This window comes from Candidatus Neomarinimicrobiota bacterium (assembly GCA_021157965.1).
Classification (GTDB): Bacteria; Fidelibacterota; Fidelibacteria; order Fidelibacterales; family Fidelibacteraceae; genus Fidelibacter.
This window is the reverse complement of sequence record JAGGVO010000024.1, coordinates 1-12,431: the sequence shown is the minus strand read 5'-3', so window position 1 is coordinate 12,431 and position 12,431 is coordinate 1. Positions and strand designations below refer to the sequence as shown.

At 45.5% G+C, this 12,431-nt stretch carries 13 protein-coding genes and 1 tRNA gene; 13 read left to right on the top strand and 1 reads right to left on the bottom strand.

Annotation, left to right across the window (positions count from 1 at the left end; translation table 11 throughout):
• The coding region (locus J7K63_03210; GenBank protein ID MCD6234032.1) for a T9SS type A sorting domain-containing protein at positions 1-570 on the top strand (570 nt) is incomplete at its 5' end.
• A 147-nt stretch (positions 571-717) separates the two neighbouring features.
• Here J7K63_03210 and J7K63_03205 read toward each other — a convergent pair.
• Positions 718-801: transfer RNA gene (locus tag J7K63_03205), tRNA-Leu, on the bottom strand.
• 159 nt (positions 802-960) lie between these two features.
• Between J7K63_03205 and J7K63_03200 the strand changes: the two genes are divergently transcribed.
• The 12 genes from J7K63_03200 to J7K63_03145 all read left to right on the top strand — a co-directional run bounded on the left by J7K63_03200 (position 961) and on the right by J7K63_03145 (position 11,891).
• Positions 961-1,734, top strand: coding sequence for a ParA family protein (locus J7K63_03200; protein MCD6234031.1), 774 nt, complete (start codon positions 961-963; stop codon positions 1,732-1,734).
• A complete protein-coding gene (locus tag J7K63_03195) occupies positions 1,715-2,587 on the top strand; it encodes a ParB/RepB/Spo0J family partition protein (GenBank protein MCD6234030.1) in 873 nt (290 codons plus the stop codon). The genes J7K63_03200 and J7K63_03195 overlap by 20 nt, the downstream gene beginning before the upstream one ends.
• 5 nt (positions 2,588-2,592) lie before the next feature.
• The gene (locus J7K63_03190) at positions 2,593-3,384 is read left to right on the top strand and encodes a M23 family metallopeptidase (protein ID MCD6234029.1); all 792 of its coding nucleotides are present in this window, start codon (positions 2,593-2,595) and stop codon (positions 3,382-3,384) included.
• A complete protein-coding gene (locus J7K63_03185) occupies positions 3,381-3,752 on the top strand; it encodes a polymer-forming cytoskeletal protein (protein ID MCD6234028.1) in 372 nt (123 codons plus the stop codon). Before J7K63_03190 ends, J7K63_03185 begins: the two co-directional genes overlap by 4 nt.
• A 124-nt stretch (positions 3,753-3,876) precedes the next feature.
• A complete protein-coding gene (locus J7K63_03180) occupies positions 3,877-4,497 on the top strand; it encodes a hypothetical protein (GenBank protein MCD6234027.1) in 621 nt (206 codons plus the stop codon).
• Entirely contained in the window at positions 4,488-5,054 is a 567-nt protein-coding gene (locus tag J7K63_03175) for a DUF2764 family protein (protein MCD6234026.1), read from the top strand. Before J7K63_03180 ends, J7K63_03175 begins: the two co-directional genes overlap by 10 nt.
• A gap of 56 nt (positions 5,055-5,110) precedes the next feature.
• Positions 5,111-6,847: a V-type ATP synthase subunit A gene (locus J7K63_03170; GenBank protein ID MCD6234025.1), complete on the top strand. Its 1,737-nt coding sequence runs from the start codon at positions 5,111-5,113 to the stop codon at positions 6,845-6,847.
• A gap of 15 nt (positions 6,848-6,862) precedes the next feature.
• Positions 6,863-8,230, top strand: coding sequence for a V-type ATP synthase subunit B (locus J7K63_03165; GenBank protein ID MCD6234024.1), 1,368 nt, complete (start codon positions 6,863-6,865; stop codon positions 8,228-8,230).
• 185 nt (positions 8,231-8,415) lie between these two features.
• The gene (locus J7K63_03160) at positions 8,416-9,027 is read left to right on the top strand and encodes a V-type ATP synthase subunit D (GenBank protein MCD6234023.1); all 612 of its coding nucleotides are present in this window, start codon (positions 8,416-8,418) and stop codon (positions 9,025-9,027) included.
• A 35-nt stretch (positions 9,028-9,062) separates the two neighbouring features.
• On the top strand, positions 9,063-10,856 hold the full coding sequence (locus J7K63_03155; GenBank protein MCD6234022.1) for a hypothetical protein: 1,794 nt from the start codon (positions 9,063-9,065) through the stop codon (positions 10,854-10,856).
• 116 nt (positions 10,857-10,972) lie between these two features.
• Positions 10,973-11,413 (top strand): V-type ATP synthase subunit K, encoded by a 441-nt coding sequence (locus tag J7K63_03150; GenBank protein MCD6234021.1) that lies wholly within the window; start codon positions 10,973-10,975, stop codon positions 11,411-11,413.
• A gap of 109 nt (positions 11,414-11,522) precedes the next feature.
• Positions 11,523-11,891, top strand: coding sequence for a nitrous oxide-stimulated promoter family protein (locus J7K63_03145; protein MCD6234020.1), 369 nt, complete (start codon positions 11,523-11,525; stop codon positions 11,889-11,891).
• Positions 11,892-12,431: the final 540 nt, after the last annotated feature.

The window sequence follows — 12,431 nt, the reverse complement described above, 5'->3', positions numbered from 1 at the left end:
CCGGAAGTACCAACGGGCCTTGGTATTGCAGAAATGGATGGAAATGTTCAAATCTGGTGGGCTCCCGTGGAAATGGAACCCATTAAGTATTACTCAGTCTATCGCAGTGTGAATGACGGTGCTATGGAATTGCTGGACCACACCATTGATCTTGAATACACGGATACAGACATAGTCCCCGGAAGCACCTATCTTTACGCAGTGAGTGCTACGGATTATTCAGCCAATGAATCGGAAAAATCCGATCTGGTCAGTTTCCATATCACCTCTGTTGAAGAAAATCAGATCCCCGAAGAATTTGCTCTCAGACAAAACTATCCCAATCCCTTCAACCCTGTAACCACCATTTCTTTCGACCTGCCCAAAGCCGAAAAAGTATCTCTGATTATCTATGACATCCTTGGAAATCATGTCAAAACACTCTATTTGGGAGAACTGGAAGCCGGTTGTTATGATTTCAAATGGGATGCCACGAATTCGAGGGGACGCTCCGTTAGTTCCGGTATGTATATCTATAAACTGACAGCCGGTAATTTTTCTGCCTTTGAGAAAATGGTACTGCTGCGGTAAAAAAAGATATTCCCGTCCGGAAATGTATCCGGACATATAATAGATCAGGTGTCGGTCGATTCCGGCACCTGATTTTTTTTTGTGATAAAAATTGGTAAAAAATAAAGGAAAGATTTTACTGTTAAAGTTCATTGTGTTGTTGGTATGTGCCCAGGGCGAGATTCGAACTCGCACGAGAGTAATCTCACTAGACCCTGAACCTAGCGTGTCTGCCAGTTTCACCACCTGGGCATATCTCAAAAAGCAGGTGAATTTATTCTGATTATTATTTGTTGACAAGAAAAAACTTGGATTCAATATGCTCCACTCTCCACTTTCCATTCTCAAAACAATCATTGTTTAAAATAATCCCGGGGATTAAATTTTGAGGCTGGAAAAACAGGATGAATTATGGGTAAAGTTGTTTCAATAGCCAATCAAAAAGGGGGTGTGGGAAAGACGACGACGGCCATCAACCTGGCCGCTTCCATTGCCGTCATGGAAAATAAAGTCCTCCTGATTGATATAGATCCCCAGTCCAATGCAACCTCAGGGCTCGGTATCGATGTCAACCATGCAAAATATACAACCTATGAGGTTATTATCGGGAATGAACCGGCAAAAAGTGCCATTGTTAATACGGACCTGCCTTACCTGGATATTATGCCGGCCAATCCCCGGTTGGTTGGTGCAGAAGTGGAAATGGTCAATATGCTGGCCCGGGAGACCCGCCTGAAAGAGGCAATTCATTCCGTGGTTCCTCTCTATGATTTTATTTTTATTGATTGTCCACCTTCAACCAATGTTCTGACAGTTAACAGTTTTACTGCTTCCGATTCGGTGCTGATTCCCATACAGTGTGAATATTTTGCCCTGGAAGGACTCACCCAGCTTTTGAATACCATCCGGCTTATACAGAAAAGTCTGAATCGGAAATTGGATATTGAAGGAATTCTGTTAACCATGTACGACTCCCGGTTAAATTTGAGTCACATGGTGAAAAGCGAAGTAGAACAGTATTTTGGGGACAAAGTCTATAAAACTGTTATCAACCGGAATGTTCGCCTGGGGGAAGCACCCAGCTACGGAGAGCCGATTATCACCTTTGATATTCATTCTACGGGTGCAAAGAATTACATGGACCTTGCAAAGGAATTTATACGGAATGACAAACAGAAAACATAAAGCCTTGGGGCGCGGACTCAGCGCCATGATTCCCAATTTTGAAACGGAGGATGCCCGGGAGAATCTGAATGAAATAAAACTCTCCCTCATTAGCATGAATCCCCTCCAGCCACGAAAACTCTTTGATGAAACAGTCATGGATGAACTGGTGAATTCCATCCGTGAAAAAGGGGTGATCCAACCGGTTACTGTTCGGAAAAAGGGAGAGGGATATGAGCTGATTGCCGGAGAACGGCGGGTACGGGCAGCCCGGATTGTTGGACTCCACACCATTCCCGCCTATGTGATTGATGTGGCTTCTGATGAAGAAATGATGGAACTGGCACTCATTGAAAATATTCAACGGGAAGATCTGAACCCGGTGGATGAAGCCCTGGGATATTCTCTGTTGATTGAAAAATATGGTATTTCCCAAGAAGCGGTAGCTTCCAAGGTTGGGAAAAACCGGACCACCATTACAAACAGCATTCGTTTGCTGAAATTACCGGAAGAGATTTTAAACGGCCTTCGGGACCGTAAAATAACGACAGGTCATGCCCGGGCCCTGCTTGGGCTGGAGTCTCCCAAACAACAGTTAACACTCTATCAGAAAATTATTCAGGAAGGACTCAGTGTCCGGAATGTGGAAGAATGGGTTCGGAAGATTTCGGAACGGGGACACCGTCCTCAGAAAGAAACCAAAACACGTCTAAAAAATCCCTGGCATCGCAAAATTGAATCCCTCTTACAGCAAACTCTGGGGACCCGTGTTCGTATCAGGCCATCAATCCGGGGGGGAAAACTGGAAATCGATTACTATTCTCCGGAAGACCTTGAACGGCTGATGGAATTATTCGAAACAATTCAGTATTGAGAGGTATGGGAAACAAAAAAAAATATACCATCTGTCTTATCCCTTCGGATCACGGGCCACAGAAAATGTTCGAATTGAATGCCCGGGTTCTCACATTCCTGCTGTCCCTTGGCATTTTCTTTATTATACTTATTATTGCTTCCTATGTATTTCTTATCCCCCGGGCTACCCGGTATGAAAACCTTAACAGGGAGGTCTCCGAACTGGCCGGAGACAGGGCCCGGTATATCCAACTGGTGGAAGATTTCCGCAGGATGCAGGAAATGCACCAGTATGTCCGGCGACTGCTGGGAGTGGATATGATGACCTCGATGGACAGCGTATCTGCTTCTGATACATTGAATTTTCATGCCGCCCCTCTCATGCAGAGAAATGTCATCGTGCTGGATAATATCCCCACAACTGCGCCGCTGACAGGACTTGTAACCCAACGATTTGATGCGTCTGTACCTGAGCTTTTTACCGATTCACACAAAGGAATTGATATTGCCTGTCGCGTGGGAACACCGGTTCTGGCCGCTGCTTCAGGCTGGGTTGTGTTTTCCGGATGGACTCTTGGGTTGGGAAATACGGTCATCATCAATCACGGATCGGATTATCTGACAATTTACGGTCATAACAGCAGAAACCTCGTTGTGAACCGGCAATCGGTGGAAAGAGGACAGCGAATCGCTTTATCGGGAAACAGCGGCTACAGCTCGGGTCCTCATCTTCATTTTGAAATTTGGAAAAACGGCGAAGCAGTGGATCCGGAAAAATATATTCCGGAATATGCAACGGGAAGCGGGGAATTATGAAAGAAAAACCAACGTATACAATCATCGGCGATGATACAGAGATCAAAGGAGATGTCTTTATTAAAGGCAGTATCATGATTGCCGGTAAGATTGAAGGGAACGTGACAGCAGGAGAAACCGTAAGTATTACAGCCGGCAGTGTGGTCAATGGTTCCATCAGCGCGAAAGACATTTTCATCAGCGGAACGGTTCTGAATGGAGTACATGCTACGGGAAAAGTAACACTGGGGGCTGATTCCCGGCTGGAAGGTACGCTTAAAGCCTCCCGTTTGATTATTGAAGACGGTGCGCGATACAGCGGCCTTTGCTCCATGTCAGACGAAGGAGAAAGCCGGGAGGACGATGAAAAAATGGAAAGTCAGACATAGGATTAGAAACCTTAAAATCTTAAATTTCCATGATAATTGAAAGAACTGACATAAAACAAATGCCCGATACTGACAAGCCGGGATTTTAATTTCACCGGTGCAATTCGGCAGAGAAGGAGCAATAATGGAAGTTAAGCTGGAAAACCTCATAAAAAAGATTAAAGATGAAGGGGTAGGGGCTGCAGAAAAGAAAGCAGCAGAAATCCTGGAAAATGCCCGGAAAGAATCTGAAAAAATTCTGAAAAATGCTGAAAAAGAAGGCGAAAAAATCCGGGAGGAAGCCAAAAAGGATGCTGAGAAGACAAAAGCAAATGCCGAGACCTCCATACAACAGGCTGCAAGGGATACGCTTCTTTCCCTGAAAGAAGAGATCCGGCGTCTTTTTGACAGGCTGGTAAAACAGAAGATTGATGAAAACCTGGATGAAAATCTCCTTCGGGATCTGATCGTGAAACTGGTGGAAACATGGGCAAAAGGGGAAGAAGTCCGCGTATTGGCAGGAAAAGTGGATGTCAACAAGCTTACTTCTCTCGTGATGAAAAAGCTGAAAGCGGAAGCCAAAGAAGGGGTGGAGATTAAACTGGACAAAAGAATATCCCATGGGTTTCGTTTCGGACTCAAAGGGAGTGATTTGAGCTATGATTTTACGGATGAGGCACTGATGGAAGCCTTCGGCTTTTTTCTGAGCCCCAAGCTGGCGGATCTTCTGCAAGAAAAACCTGAAAAAGAAAAATCATGGGAATAATGGATAAGTATTATTACCTGGCTGCCCAGTTGCCTTTACTAAAACCCGATATGGATTCACCGCCAACCCTTCGGTGGTTTCTTGACGAAGCCCGAAAATGGCTCAGTCCCGGGGATTATCTCAAGGTGGAATCCGCCAGTATCCGACACTATCAAAAAACCCCTTATGCATCCAGGACAGCTATCCGGTATGCCGATTTCGAAAAGAAGCTCCGAAGTGAATTGGTCCGCTATAGAAAAGCCCGCAAAGAGGACCATGAATATCGCTTACAGGGATTTTCCCAAAATCTGGTGAAAGAGGGAAATCCTCTCGAAATAGAAAAAAAATTGATTTTAAAACGTTGGGCATACTTGGATGAATTGGAATTCGGCCACTATTCGGATGTGGATTTTTTAGTGATTACCGCCCTGAAAATTCAGCTTCTGGAACGCTTGATGTCCTTTGATAAAGATAAGGGAATGGAAACATTTGAATCGGTGGTATCCGAAACGCTGTCCGGCGGGGTCGAGGGTGATGAAAAATCGACTGAAATGAATGAAAATGATAAAAACAATTGAGCTGTTTCTTCCTGCACCTGTCGGGAAGATGTGATAAGGAGTCTTACATGAGTGAAATGGTCAAGGGTACGATAACATCCATTAACGGAAATATGATTACCGTCCGTTTCAACGGCAGTATTGTCCAGAATGAAGTGGGATATGTCATTTTGGGTGAAGAGCGCCTGAAATCGGAAGTCATTAAAATCAATGCAGATCTGGCTTATATGCAGGTGTATGAACTGACCAAAGGTATTAAGGTTGGTGACCTTGTTGAGTTTACCCGTGAAATGTTATCGGTACAGTTGGGTCCTGGTATTCTCAGCCGTGTTTATGATGGTCTTCAGAATCCTCTGAATGATCTGGCCGCTGCACATGGATTTTTCCTCCCTCGTGGCGTAGTTTTAGATGCTATTGATATGAACAAATCATGGGCTTTTACTCCGAGTGTAAAGAAGGGGGATGTCATTTACAGAGGTATGGCCCTGGGAACCGTTCCGGAAGGAATCTTTGACCATAAAATTATGGTTCCCTTTGATTTTTACGATGAATATACCGTCGAATTCATTGTCGAAAAAGGTGATTATAAGGTGACCGATGAGATTGCGGTTTTGAAAGACAGCCGGGGTGAAAAACATTCGGTGACCATGATTTTTGAATGGCCTGTGAAAATTCCCATTGATGCCTATAACCGGAAGATTGTTCCCAAAGAACCCATGTCTACCCGTGTGCGGATTGTAGACACCTTTTTCCCTGTGAACAAAGGGGGGACATATTGTATTCCGGGTCCTTTCGGTGCCGGTAAAACAGTATTGCAGCAGCTGACAAGCCGCTATGCAGATGTGGATATCGTCATTATTGCCGCCTGTGGTGAACGGGCCGGCGAGGTGGTGGAAACACTGCGGGAATTCCCCAAACTGGAGGATCCAAGGACCGGTAAAACACTGATGGAACGGACTGTTATTATTTGTAACACCAGTTCAATGCCGGTTGCCGCAAGAGAGGCGTCGGTGTATACTGCCGCAACGATCGGTGAATATTATCGCCAAATGGGATTGGATGTCCTTATTTTAGCGGATTCCACATCCCGTTGGGCTCAGGCGATGCGGGAGGTCTCCGGACGGCTGGAAGAGATTCCCGGCGAAGAAGCCTTTCCGGCATATCTTGAATCACGAATTGCCGAATTTTATGAACGGGCCGGTTTTGTGGAACTACCGGACGGATCCTATGGGAGTATGACAATCGGCGGTACGGTGAGTCCTGCCGGAGGGAATTTTGAAGAACCGGTAACCCAGGCCACATTAAAAGTGGTTGGGGCTTTTCACGGGCTGTCCAGAGCCCGTTCCGATGCCCGGCGCTATCCTGCCATCGATCCCCTGGACAGTTGGAGCAAATACAAGGGGATCATTCCCCCTGAAAAAGTCGAGGAAGCTCACGATGTTCTCCGTCGGGGCAATGAAGTCCACCAGATGATGATGGTTGTCGGCGAAGAAGGAACATCCCTGGATGATTTTGTCGTTTATCTGAAAGGTGAGTTCCTGGATGCGGTCTACCTCCAGCAGGATGGATTTGACCCTGTGGACGCTGCCTGCACTGCGGAACGGCAGGAATATGTCTTTCATAAAATTCATCACATTCTGTTGGATTCCTACGAGTTTAACAATAAGGATGAAGCCCGGAAATTCTTTAATGTTCTCAGGCAGTTGATTATTGACTGGAATTATACCCCCATGGATAAGGAAGAATTTAAAACCCAGGAAAAAGAAATTGACAAACATCTGAAAAAGGCACGGGCGGAAAAGACCGCAGCGTAGGAGGAGATGTAAAGAATGAAAAAAGTTTACAATAGAATACTCAGTGTTATCGGTAATGTGATTACAGTCCGCGCGGAAGGTATTTCGTATGAAGAACTGGCGGAAGTAACAACATCCCGTGGTAAAACACTGGCGCAAGTGATTAAAATAGATGAGGATATTGTATCCCTCCAGGTCTTTGCAGGAAGCAAGGGTGTTTCCACCGATGATGAGGTCCGTTTTCTGGGACACCCTATGCGGGTTGCTTATTCTGAAAATATGCTGGGACGGATTTTTGACGGAAGCGGCCAGCCCCGGGACAAAGGCCCGGCCCTGACGGAAAATATGATTGAAATTGCCGGCCCCTCTGTGAATCCGGCGAAACGTATTATTCCGGACCGGATGATCCGGACGAATATCCCCATGATTGATGTGTTTAATTCACTGGTTGTATCCCAGAAACTTCCCATCTTTTCCGTTTCCGGGGAACCTTATAATGAACTTCTGGCCCGGATAGCCCTTCAGGCCGAAGTGGATATGATTATCCTGGGTGGTATCGGACTCAAATTCGATGAGTATATGTACTTTCGGGATGAACTGGAAAAGGGCGGAGCCCTGAATCGGTCCGTCTTTTTTGTCCATACGGCATCGGATCCGGTTGTGGAAGGACTTATGGTGCCTGACCTTTCCCTGGCCGTCGCTGAACGCTTTGCCCTCGACGGTAAAGATGTCCTTGTTTTACTGACGGATATGACCAACTATGCCGATGCCCTGAAAGAAATTGCCATTACTATGGAACAGGTTCCGTCAAACCGCGGTTATCCCGGCGATCTTTACAGCCAGCTTGCAGCCCGGTATGAAAAAGCCGTGGACTTTGATGACGCCGGCTCAATTACCATCCTGGCCGTAACTACCATGCCCGGCGATGATGTGACTCACCCTGTCCCTGATAATACGGGATATATTACGGAAGGACAGTTTTATCTGCGGAACGGCCGGATTGAACCCTTTGGTTCCCTAAGCCGTCTGAAACAACAGGTGAACGATAAAACCCGGAAAGACCACAGGGCGATTATGGACGGTATGATCCAACTCTACGCCCAATATCAGGAAACAGAAGAAAAACGCTCTATGGGGTTCCGGATGACGGAATGGGACAGGAAACTTTTGAAATACGGAAAACTTTTTGAAGACCGCATGATGAATCTGAAAGTGAATGTCCCCCTGGAAGAAGCCCTGGATAACGGGTGGAAAACTCTCGCAGAATGCTTTACACCCGATGAGACCGGATTCAGAACCGAACTGGTAAAAGAATTCTGGCCGAAAGGGGAAGAAAATAATGAAAAACAGAGTGAGGGGGAGAAAGAAAAGGGTAAAGATAAAAAGACTGAAAAAAGACTATAAAAGAGAGGAAGTAGCTGAGAAATCGTTGAGAGGAATGAAGGTGTAAATCCGGAGGCTTTTCGCGACGGCATAAAAACCTGAAAGAGGAGATAAATGGATGAAGTGATGTCCATACCGCGTAGTGTCTCTGATTCAATACTCAGAACTCCAACTCAACACTTATTACTCATCACTCATAAAGATTTATGGCAAAGATAAAACTGACAAAAAATGAATTCAAAAAGCAAAAGGATGCTCTGAAACGGTATACCCGGTACCTTCCGACGCTTGAATTAAAAAAACAGCAGTTGTTATCGGAGATACGGCGGATTCAGGATGAGATAGAAAAACTGAAAAAGCAGTATAAATCCATGAAAACCCAACTGGAAAAATGGGTGGCTGTTTTTGGAGAGGATGTGAATATTGGTTCTCTTTTTTCACTCCTGGAAATTGAGACCGAGCCAGGTAATATTGCCGGATCAGATATCCCGCTTTTTAAAGGCATAACCTTTGAAGATGTGGATTACGACCTCATGGAATATCCTTTCTGGGTGGATGAAGGTATTGAAACGATCAAGACATTTGTCGCCATGAATGCTGAAATTGATATTCTGAAACAGCAGGAAGAAATCATCCAGGAAGAGCTTCACACAACAGTTCAGCGTATCAATCTGTTTGATAAAATTTTGATTCCCCAAACCCGGGAAAATATCCGAAAAATCAGGATTTTCCTGGGAGATCAGCAAACAGCTTCGGTTGTCCGGGGGAAGATTGCCAAATCCAAACTGGAAAAGAAAAAGATGGAGGAAGCGGTCTGAAACGTCTGTTGGCGTATAAGACCTGAATACCGACTATGATCGTACCCATGCAAAAAGTAACACTTCTGGTAAGTCGGAGGGACAGGGATACCGCCCTGAAAACCCTGCGCAAGATGGGAGTGGTTCATATAAATATTCCACAATCCGTCATCAGTGAAGACATCAGTCGTATTGAGGAAAAGCTGAACAGAGCGGAAAAAGCAATTCGGCTTATTCCTGATACGGAAAAGCCGGGCAAACCCCGGGGAAAAACTGCCAGGGAAGTGATCGATGATATCCTGGAAATTGATGAACTCCGGTCCACATTAACCCAACGTTTGTCAGAACTCTCTGAAATGGAAACCTGGTATGAACGCTGGGGAAAAATATCCCTGGAAGATGTGAAAAAACTGGCAAAATCAGGTCTTTTCATCAAATTGTATGCCACATCCCGCTCCTCTCTTGAAGAGATCCCCGATGATGCGTGGGTTTTTGAAATTGGCGGAGATAAGAATGATGTCCGTCTGGCTTTTATCGCTAAAAGTGAGGAAGAAAGACTTCCTTTCAAAGAAGAAGTATTCCCTTCCATGGAGTATAAAGCTGTTCGGGAAGAACAGTGTGAAATTGGAAATGAGCTGAAATCCCTTTCCAAAAAGATATTACAGTATACAGCAGCTGTGAAGAAAATTCAGGATTATATCCGGTCGGTGGAAAAAAACCTGACCCTGGCAAAAATCCGTGATTCCCTTGCAGAAGAAGGCCCCGTACTGCTGTTGGAAGGTTTTATTCCTGAAGATAAAAAAGATATTATCAAAAAAGGCGCTGATAAGTATGGATGGGGATATGTCCTGGATACACCCTCGGAAGAAGACCTTCCGCCGACTCTGATTAAAACGTCCAAATGGGTAGAGGTGATTAAACCCGTTTTTGATTTTATGGGAACAGTGCCCGGATATCGGGAATACGATATCAGCATGTGGTTTTTAATCTTTTTCAGCCTCTTTTTTGCCATGTTGATCGGCGATGCCGGTTACGGTTTGCTCTTTATCGGAATTACAGCTTGGGCCAGGACAAAGATGAAACAAGTTCCCCCCGAGCCGTTCAGACTTATGTATATCCTGGGCGGGGCAACTTTTTTGTGGGGACTCATTAGCGGAACCTGGTTTGGATCTGAAGCGATCGCATCTGTTCCTTTTTTCAAGCAATTTATTATTCCTTCCATATCCAGCTTTGATCTGAAGAACCCCTCGGCTTTTAATGATAATCAGACCTTTATGATGGCGATGTGTTTTGTTATCGGGGCGGTTCACCTGACAATTGCTCACCTGACCAATGCCTGGAAATTGCGAAATTCGTTGAATGCTTTGGGACAGTTTGGCTGGGCAATGATTATCTGGGGTGTTTACTTTCTGGCAGGACAACTGGTGCTCAACAAACCCATGCCCACTTATGGCGGATGGCTTCTGGCCATAGGATTCATCATGGCACTTTTCTTTTCCGCTACTGAAAAAGGAATAGTAAAAGGAGCCCTGAGCACATTGGGTAACCTGCCACTGGATATGATCAGTGGTTTCTCCGATGTGGTTTCATATCTGAGACTCTTTGCTGTTGGATATGCATCGGTGGTTGTGGCATACAGTTTCAATCAGATGGCTGTCGGAGATGGGATCAGCAGTGTTTTTTCGGGCCTGATTGCAGCTTTTATCCTCTTTTTGGGACATGGTTTGAATATCATTCTGGGTGCAATGTCCATTATTGTCCACGGTATTCGCCTGAATATGCTGGAATTCTCTGGCCATCTGGGAATGGAATGGTCCGGAATACGGTATAAACCTTTTTCAGAGAGTTGAAAGTGAAGAGGGTGAAGTATTGAATTGGAGTTGTAAGTTTTGAGTTGGGAAGGGAGATGTATGGATAAGCAAACTCCCGGCAGAAAGTAAATAACAAAAAAATAAAGGAGAATAAAATGGATTTTGCAATGCTCGGTGATATGAATTTTTCTTTGACCCTGGCAGCAATCGGATCAGCCCTTGGGACCGGAGTGGCCGGTATGGCCGCCATTGGTGCATGGAAAAAAGCCTTTGCCGCCAATAAAGCGGCTCCCTTTATTCTGGTGGCTTTTGTGGGGGCTCCTTTGTCCCAGACCATTTATGGAATGATTCTGCGGAATGCCATTCAGGGCGTGTCCTGGACGGCTGAGACCAGCGGATATGCCATGATCATCGGCGCCCTGAGTGGACTTGCTATGGGTATGAGCGCATATATGCAGGGTAAAGCCGGAGCACGGGCATCCGATGCTCTGGCTGAAACAGGCAAGGGATTTGGTAATTACATTATGGTTTTAGGAGTTATCGAGACTGTAGCCCTCTTTGTAATGGTCTTTGCAATGACGGCATTACCATCGTAGGAGTGCTGAGTTATGAGTGCTGAGTGCTGAGTTGGGTGGGAATGCACTTTTCTTAATTCATGATCACACAGATTAAGAACAATTACATTGAAATAAAGGAGCGGCCGGAATGTCGCTCCTTTATGATATCCGGGGCAAGATTTTGAAATTTATTTATCGACTTTTTGTACATTTTGAGCCCAATACTATCGACCGGATGATCCGGATCTACTGCAGGGATAATCATAAAACCCGGAACGGATTATGTCCGGAATGTAAAGAATTAAAAAATTACGCATTTGCCCGGCTGAATGCGTGTCCCCTATTGCCCCGCAAACCGGTTTGTTCCCGCTGTCCCGTTCACTGTTACAAACCTGATATGCGTGAAAAAATTCGTGCGGTCATGCGATATTCCGGCCTGAGGATGATATATAAAGCCCCTTTTTTAACGCTGATGCATGGCATTCATATGCAATTGAAAATAGCCAGTAGTCAGTAGCTTCATGCAACCCTGATCATCCCTGTCCGCTGTCCGCTTATCTTGTCACGCATCACGTCCCAATCATCCAATCAAATCAATCCCCTGTGAAATATCCCGGTAAACTGGGCCCCATTTCACGGGACAGCCAATCGAATCAATTTAATCAATCCCCTTCCGGCTGCTGACTGCCGACTTAAAAAGTGACGCGTGACGAGTGGCACAATCACCCAATCATCCAATCAATTCAATCTCTCTCTGCTCCTCCGCGCACTCTGCGGGATGCTAAAAAGTGACGCTTAACGCGTGAGGAGTAGGCCAATCCTGACGACTGACGACTGAGCTCTGACGACTGACGAGTGGCCCAATCACCCAATCATCCAATCAATTCAATCCCTCTTCTTTCTCTGCGAAAGGCTCACACTCCTCGCACCTTGTCTTTCCCTGAAATAGGTTGACACAAAATGAAGGAGAAAAAGTCATCTATGGGAAAGGCAAAAATTCACTTAAGGCCGCGAAGAACCTTTACGGAGGAGTTTAAGAAAGCGCGCGTCAAGGAGT